Origin of the sequence: Shewanella spartinae, from assembly GCF_019457555.1 — a bacterium.
GTDB classification, from domain to species: Bacteria; Pseudomonadota; Gammaproteobacteria; order Enterobacterales; family Shewanellaceae; genus Shewanella; species Shewanella loihica.
This window is the reverse complement of the sequence record NZ_CP080418.1, coordinates 4,178,655-4,199,751: the sequence shown is the minus strand read 5'-3', so window position 1 is coordinate 4,199,751 and position 21,097 is coordinate 4,178,655. Positions and strand designations below refer to the sequence as shown.

General features: G+C 54.6%; 20 protein-coding genes. 7 read left to right on the top strand and 13 right to left on the bottom strand.

Features of this window, described 5'->3' with window-relative positions; genetic code table 11:
• Positions 1-37: 37 nt before the first annotated feature.
• The 6 genes from K0I31_RS18135 to gmk form a co-directional block, all read right to left on the bottom strand.
• On the bottom strand, positions 38-1,693 hold the full coding sequence (locus tag K0I31_RS18135) for an AMP-binding protein (protein ID WP_220079269.1): 1,656 nt from the start codon (positions 1,691-1,693) through the stop codon (positions 38-40).
• Between the two features lie 343 nt (positions 1,694-2,036).
• Positions 2,037-2,741 (bottom strand): tRNA (guanosine(18)-2'-O)-methyltransferase TrmH, encoded by a 705-nt coding sequence (gene trmH / locus K0I31_RS18130; protein WP_220079268.1) that lies wholly within the window; start codon positions 2,739-2,741, stop codon positions 2,037-2,039.
• A gap of 68 nt (positions 2,742-2,809) precedes the next feature.
• Positions 2,810-3,193, bottom strand: coding sequence for a RidA family protein (locus tag K0I31_RS18125; RefSeq protein WP_011867295.1), 384 nt, complete (start codon positions 3,191-3,193; stop codon positions 2,810-2,812).
• Between the two features lie 34 nt (positions 3,194-3,227).
• Positions 3,228-5,333: a bifunctional GTP diphosphokinase/guanosine-3',5'-bis pyrophosphate 3'-pyrophosphohydrolase gene (gene spoT / locus K0I31_RS18120; RefSeq protein WP_220079267.1), complete on the bottom strand. Its 2,106-nt coding sequence runs from the start codon at positions 5,331-5,333 to the stop codon at positions 3,228-3,230.
• Positions 5,334-5,346: 13 nt separating this feature from the next.
• On the bottom strand, positions 5,347-5,628 hold the full coding sequence (gene rpoZ, locus K0I31_RS18115) for a DNA-directed RNA polymerase subunit omega (protein WP_011867293.1): 282 nt from the start codon (positions 5,626-5,628) through the stop codon (positions 5,347-5,349).
• 59 nt (positions 5,629-5,687) lie between these two features.
• Positions 5,688-6,311: a guanylate kinase gene (gmk, locus tag K0I31_RS18110; protein WP_220079266.1), complete on the bottom strand. Its 624-nt coding sequence runs from the start codon at positions 6,309-6,311 to the stop codon at positions 5,688-5,690.
• Between the two features lie 239 nt (positions 6,312-6,550).
• On the opposite strand from gmk, the gene K0I31_RS18105 reads away from it, so the two are divergent.
• The 4 genes from K0I31_RS18105 (at position 6,551) to K0I31_RS18090 (ending at position 11,308) form a co-directional block, all read left to right on the top strand.
• Positions 6,551-7,744 carry a hypothetical protein gene (locus tag K0I31_RS18105; protein ID WP_220079265.1) on the top strand — a complete coding sequence of 398 codons (1,194 nt, stop codon included), beginning with the start codon at positions 6,551-6,553 and terminating at the stop codon, positions 7,742-7,744.
• Between the two features lie 88 nt (positions 7,745-7,832).
• The gene (locus K0I31_RS18100; protein ID WP_220079264.1) at positions 7,833-8,777 is read left to right on the top strand and encodes an NTP transferase domain-containing protein; all 945 of its coding nucleotides are present in this window, start codon (positions 7,833-7,835) and stop codon (positions 8,775-8,777) included.
• On the top strand, positions 8,770-9,834 hold the full coding sequence (locus K0I31_RS18095; RefSeq protein WP_220079263.1) for a phosphotransferase enzyme family protein: 1,065 nt from the start codon (positions 8,770-8,772) through the stop codon (positions 9,832-9,834). Before K0I31_RS18100 ends, K0I31_RS18095 begins: the two co-directional genes overlap by 8 nt.
• 187 nt (positions 9,835-10,021) lie before the next feature.
• Positions 10,022-11,308 (top strand): acetyl-CoA hydrolase/transferase family protein, encoded by a 1,287-nt coding sequence (locus K0I31_RS18090; protein ID WP_220079262.1) that lies wholly within the window; start codon positions 10,022-10,024, stop codon positions 11,306-11,308.
• Between the two features lie 121 nt (positions 11,309-11,429).
• Here K0I31_RS18090 and K0I31_RS18085 read toward each other — a convergent pair whose 3' ends face one another.
• Both K0I31_RS18085 and K0I31_RS18080 read right to left on the bottom strand, forming a co-directional pair.
• Positions 11,430-12,041 carry a paraquat-inducible protein A gene (locus tag K0I31_RS18085; RefSeq protein ID WP_220079261.1) on the bottom strand — a complete coding sequence of 204 codons (612 nt, stop codon included), beginning with the start codon at positions 12,039-12,041 and terminating at the stop codon, positions 11,430-11,432.
• A gap of 313 nt (positions 12,042-12,354) precedes the next feature.
• Positions 12,355-13,218, bottom strand: a complete 864-nt coding sequence (locus K0I31_RS18080; RefSeq protein WP_220079260.1) for a YicC/YloC family endoribonuclease — start codon at positions 13,216-13,218, stop codon at positions 12,355-12,357.
• Positions 13,219-13,399: 181 nt separating this feature from the next.
• Between K0I31_RS18080 and rph the strand changes: the two genes are divergently transcribed.
• On the top strand, positions 13,400-14,113 hold the full coding sequence (gene rph / locus K0I31_RS18075; RefSeq protein ID WP_011867283.1) for a ribonuclease PH: 714 nt from the start codon (positions 13,400-13,402) through the stop codon (positions 14,111-14,113).
• Between the two features lie 84 nt (positions 14,114-14,197).
• Positions 14,198-14,839 (top strand): orotate phosphoribosyltransferase, encoded by a 642-nt coding sequence (gene pyrE, locus K0I31_RS18070; protein ID WP_220079259.1) that lies wholly within the window; start codon positions 14,198-14,200, stop codon positions 14,837-14,839.
• Between the two features lie 82 nt (positions 14,840-14,921).
• Here pyrE and folE read toward each other — a convergent pair whose 3' ends face one another.
• From folE to coaBC, 5 genes are all read right to left on the bottom strand, one after another.
• Positions 14,922-15,566, bottom strand: a complete 645-nt coding sequence (gene folE, locus K0I31_RS18065) for a GTP cyclohydrolase I FolE (RefSeq protein ID WP_041508989.1) — start codon at positions 15,564-15,566, stop codon at positions 14,922-14,924.
• Between the two features lie 225 nt (positions 15,567-15,791).
• Positions 15,792-17,756 (bottom strand): alpha/beta hydrolase family protein, encoded by a 1,965-nt coding sequence (locus K0I31_RS18060; RefSeq protein WP_220079258.1) that lies wholly within the window; start codon positions 17,754-17,756, stop codon positions 15,792-15,794.
• A 149-nt stretch (positions 17,757-17,905) separates the two neighbouring features.
• Positions 17,906-18,499: a nucleoid occlusion factor SlmA gene (gene slmA / locus K0I31_RS18055; RefSeq protein ID WP_011867279.1), complete on the bottom strand. Its 594-nt coding sequence runs from the start codon at positions 18,497-18,499 to the stop codon at positions 17,906-17,908.
• Positions 18,500-18,628: 129 nt separating this feature from the next.
• Positions 18,629-19,087 carry a dUTP diphosphatase gene (gene dut / locus K0I31_RS18050; RefSeq protein WP_144201696.1) on the bottom strand — a complete coding sequence of 153 codons (459 nt, stop codon included), beginning with the start codon at positions 19,085-19,087 and terminating at the stop codon, positions 18,629-18,631.
• Entirely contained in the window at positions 19,084-20,280 is a 1,197-nt protein-coding gene (gene coaBC, locus K0I31_RS18045) for a bifunctional phosphopantothenoylcysteine decarboxylase/phosphopantothenate--cysteine ligase CoaBC (RefSeq protein ID WP_220079257.1), read from the bottom strand. Before coaBC ends, dut begins: the two co-directional genes overlap by 4 nt.
• Positions 20,281-20,415: 135 nt before the next feature.
• Here coaBC and radC point away from each other — a divergent pair, with 135 nt between their 5' ends.
• Complete coding sequence (gene radC / locus K0I31_RS18040; protein ID WP_220043519.1) at positions 20,416-21,093, top strand: RadC family protein; 678 nt, start codon at positions 20,416-20,418, stop codon at positions 21,091-21,093.
• Positions 21,094-21,097: the final 4 nt, after the last annotated feature.

Genomic DNA, 21,097 nt, shown 5'->3' with positions numbered 1-21,097 from the left:
TAGGTCATTGTCTTAGCGACTGGGTTTACAAGCTAGCTTAGAGCTCGTCTTCCCAGCGCACCACGCCGCCGCGCTGGCCTTCGACCTTGGCACTGAATCTCTGCTCCAGCACATGGCGCTTGATCTTCAGGGTCGGCGTCAGCACGTCGTTATCCACGTCCCAAGGCTCGCTCACCACTATGATGGCATCGACGGTTTCGTGCGATTCCAGGTTAGGGTTAATGCTGTCCAGGGTTGCCTTGAGCGAGGCGCGCACCTCTTCCTTGGGTTGCAAGGCTGCGCCCTCGGAGAGCTGTACCAGGGCAACCGGATGAGGCAGGCCAGAGCCTATGATGCAGATCAGCTCCACGTGAGGATCCTGGGCCAGCTTACGTTCGATAGGCACAGGGGCGACATACTTGCCCTTGGCTGTCTTGAAGTTGTCTTTGACCCGGCCCGTGATGGTGACGCAGCCATCGGCGTCGATTGAGCAGAGATCGCCGGTGCGGAAATAACCATCTTCGTCGAAGCTGGCCTGGGTGACTTCCGGCTGCTTGTAGTAACCGCTCATCAGGCCTGGGCTCTTGACCAGCAGCTCGCCGTTGTCGCCCTGCTTGACGCTACAGCCCTCGACCGCGCGCCCGACCGTGCCTATCTTGCTGGCATCGAAGGGGTGGTTGATGATGGAGTAGGCGCTGTTTTCCGTCATGCCCCAGGCTTCACAGATGTTCAGGCCAATCTTGTGATACCAGGCGATCAACGAAGGCGGGATGGGTGCCGAGCCCGAACCTAGCAGGTGACAATGCTCAAGGCCCAGTCCCTGATGGATCTTCTTCTTCACCAGCGAGCTGACGAAGGGGATCTTCAGCAGTATGTTGAGCTTGGTATAGCCAATCTTGTCGATGATATTCTTCTGGAACAGGCTCCACAGGCGAGGCACAGAGAAGAAGACGGTCGGTCTGGCTCGCTGCACGTCGGCAACGAAGCTGTCGAGACTCTCGACGAAGGCGACGCTGCTGCCGGAATAGTAGGAAGAGCCCTCAATGGCGACACGCTCGGTAATATGGGCCAGTGGCAGATAGGAGAGCAGCCTGTCTTCCACATCTGTCTTGAGGTCGCGCACCACGGCGCGGCAGGTCCACTCGTAGCTGGCGAAGGTCTGAATCGCTCCCTTAGGCTTACCGGTCGAGCCCGAGGTGTAGATGATGGTCATGATCTGCTCGGGTGTCGGCGATTCGGCTTCGATTAAGGGGTGGCCCAGCTTGAGCAGTGTGTCCCACTGGTATTGTGCCGGCATGGTGTCGTAGGGCATGGCCAGTCGCAGTATGTCGCCACCGACCCCGGCCTCCTGATCGGCCCAGTAGTCCAGCTTACCGATAAAGATCGCCTTGGACTCGCTGTGCTCCAGCACGTAGCGAATGGTGTCGGCGTTGGCGGTAGGGTAGATGGGCACGCTGATATAGCCGCCGTGCATCAGCGCCAGATCGGTAATGAACCATTCGGCGCAGTTCTTCGATAAGACAGCCACCTTGTCACCCGGCTCTAGGCCGAGGTGACGCAGGGCGCCGGCGATCTGCTGCATCTTCTGCTGCACTTCGCGCCAGCTGTAGTTAACGTATTGACCGTTTATGGGTTGTTTCAGGTAGGTGCTATCGCCATATTGCTCGACCCAGTGGTGCAACATGTCGACCGGTGATTTGAATAGTGAGTCCATCTTGCCATTCCATCGTTATTCTTGTTAAAGGAGACGCAACTAGGTTCGCTTGGCCAATGCCGGAGCGAGACTCAACAACCCCCATTATTGAGCGGGCCCTTCTCTGTGATGAGAGCGCCTGGCCACTTTTTATGCGCGTCTTTGAGTATGGCGAAGAATGTGATCTATGACAATTGTTTTGCCGGAATAAAAGGCCAATTGTCATAGTCTTAGCTCGAAGGCTCTGGTAGGCATGCTCTGGTGAGAACGCCCTAGCAAGAATGCCCTGGATGGAATCCTTTGCTAGGCGAGCATCGGGGCGGTGTGGGGAAAGCGAGGCGTTTCGCTTTCCCGCAAAACGAACTTAGGCTTCTGGCTCGGCGTCCGGGTCCGGCGCGCGCATCCGTTGCCACCAGGTCTCGTCGGCGACAATTTGCCCTTGGTCGTCGATGGCGGGATAGGGGATCTTCTTGCGTCGACAGGCCTTAGCATAAACAGGGTGGCCCTGCTCGAACAGCATGGTCTGGCAGTAGGCGTCGTCTAGAGTGCGCTGGCCATACATGCCGGCCTCGGTGCGTTGACGCTGGGCTTCATACATCACCAGGGCGGAGGCCACAGACACGTTGAGGGACTGCACCATGCCGATCATGGGGATGATGATCTGCTGATCGGCGATGGCCAAGCCTTCCTCGCTGACGCCGTCGCGTTCGTTACCCATGATCACTACTGTCGGCTTGGTATAGTCGATGTCGCGAAAATCCACGGCGGTTTCTGAGAAGTTGGTGGCCAAAATCTGCATGCCCGCCGCCTTGAACTGGGCCGCGGCCTCATCCATGTGGTAGTGCTTGATGGTCTTGACCCACTGCTGGCTACCCGAGGCGGTATTGCCCGAGACACGCATCTCGATATCGGGCCAGACGGCGTGGATTTGATGTATGCCCACGGCATCGGCGGTGCGGATCACCGCGGCGATATTGTTGGTCTTGTGTACCTTGTCCAGGCAGAGAGTGAGGTCGGTCTGGCGGTTGTCCAGCATCTGGTTGATGCGTTTGAAGCGTTCTGGGCTCATGATGTTTCGTTTGTAATGTTTATCAAGAACAAAGGGCGCCGCAGCGCCCTTTGGTGTCAACTTAGAGCTTACAGCTCCATCACGCCATCCATCTCGACCAGCGAGTCTTTTGGCAGCTGCTTAACGCCTATGGCGGCGCGGGCAGGATATGGCTGCTCGAAGTAGCGCCCCATGATCTCGTTTACCGTGGCGAAGTTGGCCAGATCTGTCATGAAGATGTTCAGCTTAACGATATCCTTCAGGCTGCCACCGGCGGCTTCACACACAGCGGTCAGGTTGTCGAACACCTGCACGACCTGGGCTTCAAACTCGTCGCTGACCATCTGCATGGTTTCTGGATTCAGCGGGATCTGGCCAGACAGATAGACTGTGCTGCCAACTTTAACAGCTTGAGAATAGGTGCCGATCGCCTGTGGGGCCTTGTCGGTTGCAATGATGATCTTCTCTGCCATAACGCTCTCTCTACTTAGGTTAATAGTGGTGGAACTAACGATTACGCGATGTGCGCAGCACTTCCGGCAGTACCCTGATACGGCGCATCACGTTGGCTAAGTGGACCCGGTCGGTGACCGAGATCCGTAAGTTAATCAAGAATACCCGGCCGTCACGCTCTTCGGTGCTCAGGTTATGGATATTCGAGCCCTCGGCGGCCACGATAGAGGTGATCTTGGCCAGCGCGCCCTGGTGATTGACGATCTCGATACGCAGGTTGGCCTGGAACTCGACGCCCTCGGCGTTATCCCAGTGCACAGGAATATACTTGTCTGGCTCGCCCTGATAACCGCGGATGTTGGCGCAGCTTTCCATATGCACCACCAGCCCCTTACCCGGGCTCACGTGGGCGATCACTGCATCACCTGGGATGGGGCGACAACAGTTGGCGAAGGAGACCAGCATGCCTTCGGCGCCGCGGATCGGCATCATGTTGGATTCTTTATGTTCGTGCTGCTCGACGCGATCGCCCTTGAGACGCTGGGCGATCACTATGCTCATGGCATTGCCCAGGCCGATATCGGCCAGCAGGGAATCTAGGGTGGCGTGTTTGGTCTCGCTTACCACCTTATCGATCTGCTCCTGAGGAATATCCTTGAGCTTGATGTCGCCCAGGGCGTGGTTGAGCAGACGCTTGCCGAGCAGTACGGCATCGTCTTCTTTGAGGCTCTTGAGCAGCTGTCTGATCTTAGAGCGCGCCTTACCCGTCACCACGAAGTTGAGCCAGGCGGCATTGGGCCGCGCGCCCTTGGCGGTGATGATCTCGATAGTCTGGCCGGAAATCAGCGGCTGACTCAGCGGATAGGCCTGACGGTTGACCCGCGCGCCGACACAGGTGTTGCCCACGTCGGTATGCACCTCATAGGCGAAATCCACCGCGGTGGCGCCTACAGGCAGCTCGAGAATGCGTCCCTCAGGGGTGAAGACATAGATCTCTTCCGGGAACAGTTCTGTCTTAAAGTTCTCGACGAATTCGAAGGAGGTGCTGGCGCTCTGCTGAAGTTCAAGCAGGCTCTGCATCCACTTGCGGGCACGCACCTGAGTCGTGGTGCCTTGCTGGGCCGAACCGGCGCCCTTGTAGAGCCAGTGGGCGGCAACCCCCTTGTCGGCCATCTGATCCATATCCTCGGTACGTATCTGGATCTCCACCGGCACGCCGTGTGGACCAAAAAGTGAGGTATGCAGCGATTGATAGCCGTTGGCCTTGGGGATGGCAATATAATCTTTGAAGCGACCTGGACGCGGCTTATACAGGCCGTGCATGGCGCCCATGACGCGATAACAGGTGTCGATGGAGTCGACGATCACCCGAAACGCATAGATATCCATCACCTCTTGGAACTGGAGTTCCTTGTTACACATCTTGTTGTAGATGGAATAGAGGTTTTTCTCGCGACCCTTGACCGTACCCTTGAGACCTGTGTCTTCGAGGCGAGTCTTGATGGCGCCTTCGATATTCTGAATAAGCTCTTTACGGTTGCCGCGGGCAGACTTAACCACCTCTTTAAGCACCCGATAGCGCATGGGGTAATAGGCCTGAAAACCCAGGTCTTCCAGCTCAGTCTTGATATTGTGAATACCCAGACGGTTGGCGATGGGGGCGTAAATTTCCAGGGTTTCGCGGGCGATGCGACGACGCTTGTCGGGACGCAGGGCGCCAAGGGTGCGCATGTTATGGGTGCGGTCGGCGAGCTTGATGAGGATCACCCGGATATCCTGGGTCATGGCCATCATCATCTTGCGGAAGTTTTCCGCCTGGGCTTCTTTCTTGTCTCTGAATTTAAGCTTGTCCAGCTTGGAGACGCCTTCGACCAGCTCGCCCACAGATTCACCAAACAGCTCCGAGAGCTCTTCTTTGGTGACAGGGGTATCTTCAATGGTATCGTGTAGCAGGGCGGCCATGAGCGTCTCATGATCGAGACGCATATCGGCCAGGATGCGGGCAACCGCAACCGGATGGGTTATGTAGGGTTCGCCACTCGTGCGCATCTGCCCTTCATGAGCATCGCGCGCTACCTGATAGGCCTGCTTGAGTAATTCTACCTGCGTCGCTTCTAAGTAACTTGACGCAGACTCCTTGAGACCTTCAAACAGATACAAGTGGCTTCACTCCTTAGATAGTGTTGCGGCCTTCGGCGATGGCGGCAACGGCAGCGATTTCGGCTGCTTCACGTTCGCGGACGGTCTGACGCTCATCGGCGTCTAGTGTGTCGGCGGTAACCAGGCCAAGTTCGATTTCGCGTAGAGCGATAACCGTTGGCTTGTCGTTCTCTTCTTCAACCATAGGGTCTTTGCCCTGCACAGCGATTTGGCGAGCACGACGCGCTGCAACCAGGATCATATCAAAACGGTTGCCGATTTGGTTTACGGCGTCTTCTACAGTTACGCGAGCCATGTATTGAAACTCCAGTGTTTATGGGTGAAAAAATGACGCAAAATTGTACACGATGACAGTTAGTCTGCCAACAGATCATTAAGCATATCATTTTGAGCATGAATTTGACTAGCACGAGTGAGGCGTTGGCTGCGAATAATTGCCTTTAAATCCACCTGTGCCTGCTCGAAGTCATCGTTCACTATGATGAAGTCATATTCACCATAGTGGGAGATCTCCGAGGTTGCCTGGGCCATACGCCCGGCAATGACCTCTGCGCTGTCTTGACCACGGCCGGTGAGGCGACGCTCAAGCTCCGCCTTAGAGGGCGGCAGGATGAAGACGCCAATCGCCTCTGGCATCATCTGTTTGACCTGCTGGGCGCCCTGCCAGTCGATGTCGAGAAACACGTCTATGCCCTTTTCCAGCATCACCTCGATGGCCGCCTTAGAGGTGCCATAATAGTTACCGAATACCTCGGCCCATTCGAAGAAGGCATTCGCTTCGATCAATGCCTTGAACTCGTCGACGTTGACGAAATGATAGTGCTCGCCGTCGACTTCGCCGACTCTGGGTTGGCGTGTCGTGTGTGACACAGAGACCTTCATATCGGCGGGTTTATCCTGCAAAATAGCGCTAAGAAGTGAAGACTTGCCGGCGCCACTGGGCGCTGAAATGATAAAGAGGTTTCCGCGAGCGGTCATGTAATTGCTATCCAAAGGCTGTATCGTTTTAGGTAGCCAGACATTATACAGCCTAGTAGTAAATTTAGGCTAGGGTCTGTTGAGCTTTCCTACTGATTTCTGGCTGGATGGAGATTGCTTTGGACGGGTAATGGTTTTGTAGGCATTGGGCTGGCCGGGAAAATTAACCAAAATTAAGCGTCATCCGGGGCGAGATCCAGTAGACTCTCTGCTGAGATAGCCGTGAAGTGGGATTTTTTATGTCGTTAAACACCTTTTTCTGTCGCCAGGGCGTGGATTCCAGCCTGCGTTTTCTTGTCATTAGTGGTGCCTCACTCTGCCTCATCTATCTCTTCTCCCTATTGTTTGCCGGTCATGGCATCTTGTTGCTGTTGGCCCTGCCATTAATTGCCGTCTCGCTACTTAGCGCTAGCCGGCGCCTGATAACCACTCAGCGTCTGCTGGCATTGATGGCTGTCCCCGGGCCACTGCTGCTGGCCATGAGCCTGGTATTTGCCGAGCAGGCCTGGCCGAACTGGGCCGCCCTCATCTTGAGTATTTTGGCGGTGGGCTTTATCGTTTCTCGTCCTCAGCCTAAGACATCTGCCCCCTTCGATAGCCTGGGCTACAGTGGCCCCTTGATGGCGAGTAACCAGCGCCGCACCCGGGTTGAGCCCACCCTGGCGGCGGATTCGCCTGTATTTGCTCATGCTGGTGAACACTCGTTGGCGCAAGAGCTGGCGCAGGACAATGAGCCTGGGGTTGAGCAGGCATCTGCCATGGCGTCTGATCTCGATGCGCAGCAGGTCTATCGAAGTGATGGCCCAAAAGATAATTATTTCCAAGATAGCCAGTCCCAAGCTAGCCAACCCCAGGACAGGTTGGCGCAAGGAGTTAATACGCTCGGGGCGCAGCTGGCTAAGCTGTTTGGTATAACCTTAACCGCCATAAAGAGCCATCCTCGCGGCGCCCTGCTAGGCTTCGGTTGCCTGTCGCTGTTGCTTGGCAGCCTGTTCTGGCTTGGGGGCGATGATGCCGCCGAACAGGTCGCAGCGGAGTCAGAAGCCGCTGCGCCTATTGCCCTAGCGCCCGCGACAAACATCAAGCAGGTGGCGATGCCAGACGGCTTTAAGGTGCAACTCGAGGGCAAGGTATTGATGCTTAGCTGGCTGGGTGAGCGGGGCGAACCTGGCACCATCTGGTCCCTTGCCAGCGCCGAGGGTGACAACAGTTGTAAGAACCTGACCTTTAACAATGGCGTGAGCTATCGGCCTATGATGGTGAATCTGCTGGCCGACACCTCGACCCAGGCGCGTTTCTCGCCGCTGGATACGCCCGCCATCATCAATGATATTGCCATGCGCGGCAGCCTGACCCTGTGCGGCTACGAGTTTAGCCTCAAGGGCAGTCAGGCGGCGCTGGCCAAGGAGCCGGCCTTCAGGCCTTATCTATAATTCCCTTAATCTATGAGTTATGACATGGGCGGTTACACAGCCGCCCTTATCTCCATTTTTAAGACAAGCATAGGTCTCGTGTGGTTTGATGTCGATGAAGTTAACTGATGCAGTGTCCTGTGGGGATGATGATAATCCATCCCTGACCCTAGTGATCATGGCGGCGGGCCTGGGGAGCCGTTTCGGCGGCGACAAGCAGATCGCCGAGCTAGGGCCCAAGGGCGAGACCATGTTGCAGCTGTCGATCGCCAGCGCCATCGAGGCGGGCTTTTCGGCGGCCGTGATAGTGACCCGCGCCGAGCTGATCCCGAGTATTCAGGCGCGCCTGGCTGGCTTGCAGTCTCATTTTGCGCTGCATTTCTGTGTGCAGCAGCTGACAGACCTACCAGTACCAAGTGGCGAGTCTGCCAACGGAACTAATCTTGAAGCGCTGGCAAGCAATAGAACTAAGCCCTGGGGCACGGCTCATGCCCTGTGGAGTGCTCGTAAATTTGTATCCGGTCCCATGGCGGTGATCAATGCCGACGATTACTATGGCGATCAGGCCTTCGCCCTGCTGGCTCAAGGCTTTAAGCGGCGGCCAACTCGGTGGCAGATGGTGGCTTATCCCCTCAAGGAGACGCTGTCGGATCATGGCGGCGTCAATCGCGGCATCTGTGTTACCCAGGATAATCTGCTGATTTCTGTCGAAGAGTGGCTGAATATTGCCTGGCAAGGTGATAATCTGGTGGGCTCGCATCAGGGACGACAGGGCAATCTGGCACCCGAGGCGATGGCCTCTATGACCTGTTGGGGCTTTACCCCGGACATCTTCGATCTTCTAGGTGAGGCTTTGGTGGAATTTGTGACCCAGCAGGGGCATAAGGCTGACAGCGAATGTTATCTTCCCGCCGTGGTGCAAGCCGCCCTAACCGGTGAGGCGAAGGCTAAACAGGTATTTGTGAGTCAAACCCCAGACACCTGGTTAGGGGTGACCTATCCGCAAGATATTGATTGGGTAAAACAAAAATTAATGGAGTTACTGGGTGATTGATTTTATAAGGCAGCAGGTGCTGCCGCACTTTGGTGTAACCGCTTCGGCCAAAGTGAGTCCCCTTGGGAACGGTCATATCAATGATACTTTTCTCGTGCGCTGGCCAGAGGGCGAGTTTGTGCTGCAGCGCCTCAACACGGAAGTCTTTACTCAACCCCACGCCCTGGTGAGCAACGCCCAGAAGGTGGCAGAGCATCTGCTCGCCAAACATGAGGCTGGCGAGTATCGCCTGAGTGTAGTGCAGCCGGTGACAGATTCACAGGGCGAGCTGGCGCTGGACTTAGGCGATCAAGGTTTTTGGCGCGCCATCACCTATCTGCCCTTCAGCCACAGCATAGAAGTGGTCGCCGATGCGGCGCAGGCAGAATCTGCAGCCAAGGCCTTCGGTCACTTCTCCCGCGCCCTGAGCGATCTCGATGCCAGCCAGCTTGAGGATGTGATTGCCAAGTTTCATCATCTGCCCGGACGCATCGCTCAGCTGCAAGCGGCGGTCGCTAAAGACAGCCTGGGGCGTCTCAAAGACTGTCAGGTCTGGGTGGACTTTGCCCTGTCACAAGATGAGCTTCTGAGCGAGCTTAGCGAAGTCGAGGCGCAGCTGCCGCCACGTGTCTGCCATAACGACACTAAGATCAATAACATGCTGTTCGATAAGCGCGACATGAGCAGCATGGCGATCATCGATCTCGATACCTGCATGCAGGGACACCTGATGTATGACTTCGGCGACATGGTGCGAACCTTTACCTCGCCAGAGGCCGAGGACTCCACCAATCTCACCAAGGTCGAGGTGCGCGAGCCTATCTTTGCCGCCATCTGCCGTGGTTACCTGGGTGAGCTGGGTGAGGTGCTGAGCGATGTCGAGTGTCAAAGCCTCTGGCTGGGCGCCAGGGTGATCTGCCTGATGATCGGGGTGCGCTTCCTAACGGATCACCTCAATGGCGATGTCTATTTTCATGTTCACCATGAGAACCATAATCTCGAGCGTGCGGCTAACCAGTTTACCCTCTATAAGAGTCTGTTGACCCAAGGGGATAGCCTCAAGGCTTACCTTAAATAACTCAAGAGAAGGGGCCATGGGCCCCTTTTTTGTGCCGCCGACGCATTTATCTCGCGCCAAATATTCGCGCCGAGTCGATACTCTCTTGCTCGAGATCAACTTAAGGTGAACTCATTGATAAGTTTGCTATCAAAGCGTTAAGTTAGTTCGTACACTGCACTCAGTTTTCCGACTATAGGTGAGATAGATGCCACCCATTATCTGTAATACTGCGCGAGAGGCCGTTGCCCTGATCCAGAGCGGCGAGACCCTTTGGACCCACTCCATGGGCGCCACCCCCAAGCTTTTACTCGATGCCTTGGCCGAGCATGCCTTGACCCGAAAAGACCTGACCCTGTTGCAACTGCATACCGAGTGCGCCGAGTCCCTCAGCGATCCTAGGCTAAAAGGGCATCTGCGTCATCGCTGTTTCTTCGGCGGCTTGCCGACCCGCCTGCTGTTGCAGCAGGGAGACGCCGATTATGTGCCCATCTTTCTCTCCGAGGTGCCTAAGTTGTTCCGCTCCGGCGAGCAGCCCATAGACACGGCGATCGTTCAGGTATCGCCGCCGGATAAGCATGGTATCTGCTCGCTGGGGATCTCGGTGGAGGCGACGCTGGCGGCCTGTCAGGTGGCGGGCAAGATCATCGCCCACATCAACCCCTGTATGCCACGTACCCATGGTGATGGCTTCATCCATTACGACAAGTTTGCCGCCGTGTTCGAGCAGAGCATGCCGCTGCCACAACATCCGCTGGCGGCCAGCGACGAGACCAGCCTGGCCATAGGCAGGCACGTCGCCAAGTTGGTGCGCGACGGCGACTGCCTGCAGATGGGCATAGGCGCCATACCCGATGCCGTGCTCTCCTGCCTCACGGAGCATAAAGACCTTGGGGTGCATACCGAGCTGTTTTCCGATGGCGTACTTAATCTGGTCGAGCAGGGGGTGATCAACAACAGTCGCAAGAAGGTGCACCCAGGCAAGCTGGTCACAGGTTTCGCATTGGGTAGTCAGCGCTTGTATGATTATGTGGACGATAACCCGTCCGTGGTCTTCATGGATATCGAACAGGTCAACGACACCTCGATCATTCGTAAGAACCCCAATGTGATGGCGATTAACTCGGCGCTGCAGGTGGATATCTCGGGGCAGATCTGCGCCGACTCTCTAGGCACCCGCATCTATTCAGGTGTCGGTGGCCAGATGGACTTTATCCGCGGAGCAGGCCTGTCGGAAGGGGGCCGCTCGGTGATCGCCCTGCCAAGCACGGCGGCGGGCGGCAAGGTGTCGCGTATCGCCTCGGTACTCTCTCCCGGAGCTGGTGTGGTCACCACCCGCGCCCATGTACACTATATAGTCACCGAATATGGGGCGGCTAATCTGCGCGGCAAGTCGCTACGCGAGCGTGCCAGAGCGCTTATCGATATCGCCCACCCCGATTTTAGGGAGCAGCTCTGCAAGGAGACCTTCGACATGTGGGGGTTAAGGGTTTAGCCTGCCTATATCGAACAAAGCCCCCCTATTGCGTTATAACAATAAGGGGGCTTTTTTATGTCGTTAGCTCTCTTGAGTATCGCTTGGCTCAGATTGAATTTTTCTCTTTCAAGTTGCCGGGTTAAGTCGAAATGGTTTTAGGTTTGCCCATCATGATGTTGGAAGCGATGGCAAACAGGCAGTAACCGGTGAAAAACCAGAAGCCGATTTCGAGCTGCGCGTGCATTATGATCAGCTCACCCATCTGATCCTCGGCGTTACCTGCGAGGTAGCTGACTATGATGGCCACCACAAATACATCGGCCATGCTCCACTTGCCGATGGCATCGATAAGGCGTGTGAGCAGGGTAGCCGTGCTGCCACGTGCGAAAACCAGTACCGCTTGCGCCAGTAGCTTGAGGGTGGGAATGATCACCGAGAAGGTAGCTATCATGATGCCGACCAACAGGTTACCGCTCTGCATCAGATCTTGCACCGTCCCCAGTATGCTGCGGTGCTTGCGATAGATCTCCACCTGACCCTCAAGCTCGTTAAAGCCGAGAAAGGCGGATACCGACCCCAGCAGTCCACGCATCTCACCGTCTTCTGTCATCAGCTCTATACTTGTCTGGGCAAATTTAGATTTGTCCGCCTGGCCATCTAGGCTCAGCATAGGTAGGCTGAGTCCAGGGATCAGCAGCGCCAGGGCGATCAGAATCACCAGTAACTGTGGCCATTTACTCCGTTGTGACATGGGGTCTCCATTATTGCTGTGTCGCCTAGGTTTCGGCGTTGGGACTTGGTTATACATTGATTGAAGTGAATACAGGCGGAATGTCGCCGCTCACCCGAGAGACACCTTTTACCATGCCTAGCCTCGGCTTTGAAGTTCGGACACTAAGCGTGAGCAATACTCTTTGCATAAGCATAGCGGTAAGCCCTGTCGTGTCTTACATTCTGATTTCAGAGACTAGCTTGGCTCGAAATTTCGGGTATGAGCTGTTAACTGGACTGATTTCGAAATGAAAAAAGCCTCAATAATGAGGCTTTTAGTAAGACTGAAGCGCTTATTCCACGTTCTGGATCTGCTCTCGCATCTGCTCGATAAGCACTTTCAGTTCTACCGCGGCGGCGGTGACTTCTGAGCTGATGGACTTGGAGGCCAGGGTGTTGGACTCGCGGTTAAACTCCTGCATCATGAAGTCGAGGCGTCGGCCCTGGGCGCCGCCTTTCTTGAGGATGCGGCGGGTCTCGGCGACGTGGGCGTCGAGTCTGTCCATCTCTTCGGCGACGTCCATCTTCTGCGCCAGCAGAACCATCTCTTGTTCCAAGCGGGCGGGATCCAGTTCGCCCTGGATCTCGGCTAAACGGTTGGTGAGCTTGTCGCGCTGCCACTGCATCACGGAAGGCATGTGCTGGCGAACGATGGCTACTTGTTCCTCAATGGCCTGCAGGCGGGTTTCCAACATGGTCTTGATGGCGTCGCCTTCGCGGCCACGGGCCTCGATAAACTGATCGACCGCGCTGTCGAAGGCGGACAGTAGCTCCTTGCCGATGGCGTCCATGTCCTGCTCGCTGCCCGACATTACGCCCGGCCAGCGCAGCACGTCGACTATGTTGATCTCGCCTTGACCGGCTTCCTGCTTGACCCAGTTGGCTGCCTGAATGATCTGGCTGGCCAACGCCTGGTTGAGTTGCAGTTCGTTATTCTTTTCTTCGCCAAGATCGTAGCGCAGGTTGACCTCGATCTTGCCGCGATTTAAACGTTTACGCAGACGGTCTCTGAGGACGGGCTCCAGGCTGCGCAGCTGTTCTGGCAGTCGCAGGTAGGTTTCCAGGTAACGTTGATTGACCGAGCGGATCTCCCAGGAGGCGGTGCCCCATTGTGCTTTGTGCTCGATGCGAGCATAGGCTGTCATGCTTTGGATCATGGGTAATTCCAATAGTTTAAATCGATTTAGTGACCTTGGATTATAGTCCGATGAGATGCAGGGTTAAAGCAAACTCTCCTCCCTTTACGCTTTGGGTCATGATTAACATGGCATCGAAGCGCGCAAGCCCCTATAATATGCAGCCAAATCTGCTTATCTCTATTTCAAACAGGAAATGCCAATGCGCCCAAGTGACAGAACCCCAGCTCAATCTCGTCCGGTAACCATTACGCGACAGTTCACTGCCCATGCAGAAGGTTCTGTATTAATCGAATTTGGCGAAACTAAGGTGCTGTGCACCGCGAGCTTCACCGAAGGGGTGCCGCGTTTCCTGAAAGGTCAGGGCCAGGGTTGGGTTACCGCCGAATATGGCATGCTGCCGCGCTCGACCCACAGCCGTATGGATCGTGAGGCTGCCCGTGGTAAGCAGTCTGGCCGTACCCAGGAGATCCAGCGTCTAATCGGCCGCGCCCTACGCGCAGCGGTAGACATGAAGGCACTGGGTGAAAACACTATCGTGATCGACTGTGACGTGATTCAGGCCGATGGTGGTACCCGCACCGCAGCCATTACCGGTGCCTGTGTAGCCCTGGTTGACGCGCTTAACTGGGCCCGTGGTAAGGGACTGATTAAGACTAATCCACTTAAGTTTTTGATTGCTGCGGTCAGCGTAGGCATCTACAAAGGTGAGCCTATCTGTGACCTAGAGTATGTCGAAGACAGCGCCGCCGAGACCGACATGAACGTGGTGATGACAGAAACCGGTAAGATCATCGAGATCCAGGGGACTGCCGAGGGTGAACCCTTTAGTCATGAAGAGCTACTCAGCTTGCTGGATCTGGCCAAGCACGGCATTCGGGAGATCGTCGATGTGCAGAAGGCCGCATTGAGTTAATCATTATTTTGTTGATCAGGACCCTACGGGGTCCTTTTTTTAAATCGAATTGAGCGTACCCCTACATTTTAAAAAGGAGAGATTGTGAAAGCCTATCAACGTGAGTTTATTGAGTTTGCCCTTGAGCGTCAGGTATTACGTTTTGGCGAATTTACGTTAAAGTCAGGCCGCACTAGCCCTTACTTCTTTAATGCCGGCCTGTTTAACACCGGGCGTGATCTGGCGCGTCTGGGTCGCTTCTACGCGGCGGCGCTGGTGGATTCGGGTATCGAGTATGACCTGCTATTTGGCCCTGCCTACAAAGGGATTCCTATCGCGACCACCACGGCGGTAGCCCTGTGCGATCACCATGATATCGACATGCCTTACTGCTTTAATCGTAAGGAGAAGAAAGATCACGGCGAGGGCGGCAGCCTGGTGGGCAGTGAGCTTAAGGGCCGTGTGATGCTGGTGGACGATGTGATCACCGCAGGTACTGCGATTCGCGAGTCTATGGAGATTATCGAGGCTCACAATGCCGAGTTGGCGGGCGTGTTGATTGCGCTGGACCGTCAAGAGAAGGGTAAGGGCGAGCTGTCGGCGATCCAGGAAGTCGAGCGCGACTTTGGCTGCAATATCGTCTCTATCATCAAGCTGGAAGATCTGATTAACTACCTGTCGGAAAAATCTGGCATGGAAGCGCAGTTGGCGTCGGTAAGCGCCTATCGCGACCAATACGGTATCTAATCGATATCAATTGTCGCGAAACAAAAAAACGCTGCCTAGGCAGCGTTTTTTATTGCGAGAAGTCGGTTACAAGCAATAGGAGTTAATTGCTTAGGAACTCGGCGCGGGTGGCTGGGTTTGACTTGAAGATACCGCCCAGGGCCGTGGTGGTTGTGGTGCTGGTAGAGTCCATCACGCCGCGGGATTTAACGCAGTAATGCACCGCATCCATCTTAACCGCCACATCTTTTGTCTCAAGCAGTGTCTGTAGCGCCACCAATACCTGTTGTGTCAGGCGCTCTTGCACCTGAGGGCGCTGAGCAAAGAAGCGCACGATACGGTTGATCTTAGACAGGCCTATGATGTTCTTGCGCGGCAGGTAGGCGACGGTAGCGACGCCATCTATGGTCACCAGGTGGTGTTCACAGGTGCTGGTTAGGCTGATGTCGTTGACCTTGACCATCTCATCGAAGCCCATCTTGTTTTCGATAACCGTGATCTTGGGAAAGTTCTCGTAGTCCAGGCCCGAGAAGATCTCATCCACATACATCTTGGCGATACGCTTAGGGGTCTCGACCAGGCTGTCGTCGCGCAGATCCAGTGACATTAAGGTTAAGATCTCGCGCATATGGTGCTCAATCTTCTCTTTGCGCGCCTCGCTGCTCAGTCCGCATGGGACCATGGGCGTCTCAAGACCACGCTCTAATAATGCAGTTTGCACCTGCTGTGCTGCTTCACTTAATGCCATCGTGTCCTCCACCATCAGATAGTGGTCTATTCAGTAAGGTTAATTTACTAATGTTTTTAACAAATTAACCTTTAAGATATTCATTATAGCCTGTCCGGCGCCAGTAAACATAGGGCGGCGGGTCAGGGAGGATACCCTGATTTGCGGGTAATTTATACCCAGAAATACTAGGGGATTAACAAAAAAGCCGATTGTGGCAATCGGCTTTTGGGGTTTTTAAGGGGTTTAGAGCTTAAGGTTGTCTTTGAGGAAGCTCATCATCTGACGGTAGTATTTCGCCCTATGTTCATCGTTATAGAAGCCGTGGCCCTCATCGTCCATGACCAGTTTCTCATAAGGGTAGTTGTGTTTCTTGAGCCCTTCTTCCAGCGCTTCGAGCTGTTCGATTGGCGCTCGCTCATCTTCACCGCCATGCACCAGTAGCAAGTTTACTTTGAGTTTGTCGACGTTCTTGCTAGGTGACATCTGCTCAAGCATGGCTTCGTTCTCGCCTAGTACCTGCTTCAGGTAACGTTCACCCGCGCGGCGCCCTTGTACATCCCCTTCGTTGAACATCAACTCGAGATCATAGACACCGGCGAAGCCTATGGCACACTTGAATAGATCCGGTGCTAGGATTGGGCTTTGTAGCGCCGAGTATCCACCAAAGCTGCCGCCGACAATACAGATTCGCTCTTTGTCCACAAAGCCTTGTTCGATGACGTGTTTGGTGGCATCGATAATATCGTACTGGATCTCCGAGCCCCATTTCTGGTGGCCAGCATGCTCAAATTCTTTACCATAGCCTCCCGAGCCGCGGAAGTTTACTTGCAGCACAGCAGCGCCTTGACTAGCGATCAACTGGTTCTGGTCGTCAAAGCCCCACCAGTCTCTTGGACCATGTGGACCGCCGTGAGGATTGACCACGAGCGGCAGATTCTTAGCCTCTTTGCCATATGGCAATGTGAGATATCCACTGATCACTCTACCGTCTCGTGCAGTAAAGCTGATTGGCTTCATCTCGGCCATCTTATCGGGATCTAACCATTTCTTTTGTGAGACTAGATATTCAAGCTTCTTGCTGGTGGCATCGAATATGTAGTAGTCGCCAGGATTTCTATCGTTGAAAGCCTTGATGATCAGTTTGCTCATGTCGTTGGTCTGGCTGACGAGATGAACCTGATGGCCAGGCAGTGCGGTGAGCAGCTGTTTCAGTGTGGTGGCCAGTTTTTCATCATTATCGACAAACTCATAGGTCGGGTAGCCATTCTCATATTCTACGGCGTAGAGTTGTTTGTTGACGCGGTTGATCCACACATTGCTCGGGTCGACTACCTTGTCCTGGCTAATAAGCTGCTTTTTACCGCTCTTGATATCGACTAAATAGACCCCTTTAGGTTTACCGTTTTCGCTGCCGAGTACATAGACACTGTTCTCATCATCACCGAAGGCGATAGGAGTAATATCATCGAGATTTAAATTCAGCTTATCTGTGTCGACCCATTCATCATCTTTGCGGTAATAGAGCTGGGAACTAACGTAGTCGCGGGTACCACTGACAAAGCGAACTTCGCCATCATGATCCGGTAGAAATCGAGCGTAGGAGATAGGTGAGGTCGCAATTTTTCTACGTGTTCCCTTGTAGACATCGACTCTATAAACTTGCTGAAGATTCTCCACAGTGTTTGCGCTGCCGGAGCCCCAAGGGAGCGCTTGGATGAGCATGTAGCGATCATCTTCAGGCATAGGATCGAGAATATAGGCTGTGGCTTGTATCGCTGTATTTTTCTTGATGCGAGAACCCGTTTGTTGCTCACCGCCTTTATAACCGAAAAGATAGGTTGGTTTAGAACCATCGGCATTGACAGCCATCAGCTCACCATAATAGATGGGATGGTCGCTCCAGCCTTTTAGGTATTCCTTAGCCAGCACGACACGCTCATTGTTAACCCAAACGTATTGCCCTACCTGGGCGTTGTCCGGAAAGCGAACCACATTGGTCGGTTTCTTGGTTTTGGCGTCCAGAATCATCAGCATATGCTTACCTTCGTGGGAGGTGATGGCGCTGAGGTAGTCTCCGTTGGGGGAGATCTGCACGTTAGAAAATTCGGCTGAGCGGCTAAAAAGCTCAGTAATATCTTTGTTTGAAGCCGTGACTTGGCTACTGATGAGGCAGAGGCAGGCTAAACTAAACGACTGAATTAGTTTCATATAACATCCTTGTACGCACAATTGTTATAGAGTTTTTGTGGGTTTGTTGCGCCAAGGAGGGTAAAACAATGGATTTACGAGTGCAATACTTTTGTCTAGAAAAACACGGCGACCCGTGTATTACAGGTCGCTGTTTTTATTGATATTAGTTAACTCTGAAGTAGCTGCTGCTGAATAAACTGCCACTGCTCGGCGAAGTGTTCTGTGGGCTTGTTTTTGAAGTCGCTACGCACGAATTGGGCGATGCGGCCTTCGGCCACGGCCAGCAGCAGGTTAGCCAGGATTGCCTCGTCCAGGTTAAAGCCTTTGCCTTCTCTCAGGGTCTTCTCTCTTAGGATCTGTTTCAGGTGAGTCTCAACCTTGGAGAAGATCTGGCCGGTACGGTTACGCAGTCGCTCATTCTCTCCCAATAGGGCGTCGCCGTTGAGGACGCGGGAGATCCCTGGGTTGCGCTCGGCAAATACCAGCAAGAGTTGCAGCAGCAACTGACAGCGTCTCATGGTGTCTTTCTCTTCATCCATGATGAGGTTGATGCGCGACAGCAGCGATTCTTCGATAAAGTCGATTAGCCCCTCGAACATTCTCGCCTTGCTGGGAAAGTGGCGATAGAGCGCCGCCTCAGACACGCCCACCTCGGCGGCAAGTTTTGCCGTGGTGATTCGTTGACCGGGACTGGTTTCTAGCATGGTGGCCAGACATTGAAGAATATGTTCGCGTCGGTTGATTTTAGGGCTTGCAGCCATCTAAGTATCCTTTACTTAATTACTACAGGAGCCGATGGGCAGGCGCTGCCCATGACTCTCTAATTATTCTATGCGGCGTGTCGAGGTGTGAGTGCCGTGTTATCGAGAATTTGGCTAATAGGTACCTAACTATCGAGTACCCGAGTGGCCGAAACCGCCTTCGCCTCGATCTGAGGTGTCGAATTCGTCGACCAATTTAAATTCGGCTTGTACCACAGGCACAAACACGAGTTGCGCCAGGCGATCGCCAATCTCCAAGGTGAAAGGCTCGCTGCTGCGGTTCCAGCAAGAGACCATCAGGGGGCCCTGATAGTCAGAGTCGATAAGACCGACCAGGTTGCCCAGCACTATGCCATGTTTGTGGCCCATGCCGGAGCGCGGCAGAATGACGGCCGCCAGGCTGGGATCGGCAACATGCACGGCGATCCCGGTTGGGATCAGTTGGGTTTCGCCCGGCTGAATTACCATGGTGGTCTCTATCATGGCACGCAGATCCATGCCTGCACTGCCCGGTGTCGCGTAGGCGGGAAGCGGAAACTGTGAGCCGATGCGAGAATCGAGGATCTTGAGTTCTATGGGCGTCTTCATGCTGTCTTCATCTGCTGTGCGATTAGGGTGAGTAGTTGTTTAGCCAGGGTGTATTTATCTGTGGCGGGCAGGGCGTGCTCGCCCCCTTGCCAGAAGACCTTCAATGCATTGATATCGCTGTTGAAGCCGATGGCCGGGTCGGATACGTCATTGGCGGCGATCATATCCAGTTTCTTGCGGGTCAACTTGTCTTTGGCGTAATGGTCTACATCCTGGGTTTCGGCGGCAAATCCTACCGTGAATGGACGTGCCTCATGGGCCGCGACCGTGGCTAAGATATCAGGATTGCGTACAAGCGCAAGTGACATCTCTGTGGCAGATTTCTTAATTTTCTCGTCGGCAATATCCGCGGTGCGATAGTCGCAGACCGCAGCGCAGCCGATGAAGATATCGCTGTGGTGTACCTGCTGCATCACGGCGTCGAGCATCTCTTGGGTCGAGGCGACGTTGAGGCGATTGACATTCATCGGCGTCTCAAGATTGACCGGGCCGGCGACCAGCGTCACCTTGGCGCCCATCTCGGCCGCCGCGCGTGCCAGGGCAAAGCCCATCTTGCCCGAGCTGTGATTAGAGATGTAACGCACGGGGTCGATCGCCTCGCGGGTCGGACCCGCCGTCAGCAGTATCGATATTCCCTGAAGCAGCTTCGGCGCAAAGAAATGTTCGACGCGCTCGGCGATCACCAGGGGCTCCTCCATGCGGCCAGGGCCGACTTCGCCGCAGGCCTGGCTACCAGATGCCGGTCCCCAGATGGTGAGGCCGCGCTTTCTCAGGTTATCCAGATTGTCCTGGGTGGCGACGTTGCGATACATCTGCTGATTCATCGCCGGGCAGAGCACTACAGGCGCTTCTGTGGCCAGGCAGGTGGTGGTGATCAACTCATCGGCCATGCCGGCGTTGATGCGGGCGATCAGGTTGGCGGTTGCCGGAGCGATCAACACTAAGTCGGCCCAGCGGGCGAGTTCGATATGCCCCATGGCGGCTTCGGCCGCCGGGTCTAACAGGTCGGTGGCAATGGGATGGCCCGACAGCGCCTGCAGGGTCAGCGGCGTGATAAATTCCTGCGCGCTTTGGCTCATAACGACACGCACATCGGCGCCGCGCTCTTTCAGGCGGCGGACCAGATCGGCAGACTTATAGGCAGCAATGCCGCCGCCAATTCCCAGCAATATCTTTTTATTGGTTAGACTCATGTTGATCACTAATCGCGTTTAATTTTGCCCGCTAACCATACCACAATCCTGCTGAGGTTGAGGATACAAGTTTTTAAAAACTAGACCATACTCTAAAGCCTAGGTGTGCAGATGGCGCCGAGACAAGGAGTGTTTATGGCAATCAAAGATTGGCCTCAGGGAGAGGGGCCCAGAGAAAAACTGCTGCGCAGTGGTGTCGCCCAGCTCTCTGACGCCGAGTTGCTGGCGGTGCTGCTCAGAAATGGCCTCAAGGGTCAAAGCGCCGTGTCCCTGGCCAGAGTCATGTTAACCCACTTCGGTGGCCTCAGAGCGCTGTTTAGCGCCTCCTTGAGTGAGCTGTGTGATATTCAGGGGATCGGTCCGGTAAAGTATGCCCAACTGCAGGCAGCCATCGAGTTAAGCAAGCGGATCGCGCAAGAAAATCTACAAAGAGGAAAGATTTTGTCAGATCCTGATTTAACTCGGGACTATTTAATGAGACAATTAGCGGATCGTGCCTACGAAGTGTTTGCCATCTTATTGCTCGATAGTCAGCATAGGGTGATTCAGTTCGTCGAATTGTTCCGTGGCACCATAGATTCAGCCTCGGTTTATCCACGAGAAGTGGTAAGCCTAGTGCTTGAGAAAAAAGCCGCAGCGGTAATTGTGTGCCACAACCATCCCTCGGGGGTGGCTGAGCCCAGTCATGCTGATCGGCGAATTACTGAGCGATTGAAATACGCGTTGGCGACTATAGATGTTTCGCTGCTAGACCATATGGTTGTAGGCGATCGTGAGATAGTTTCGTTTGCAGAGAGGGGATGGATAGATTGAATAT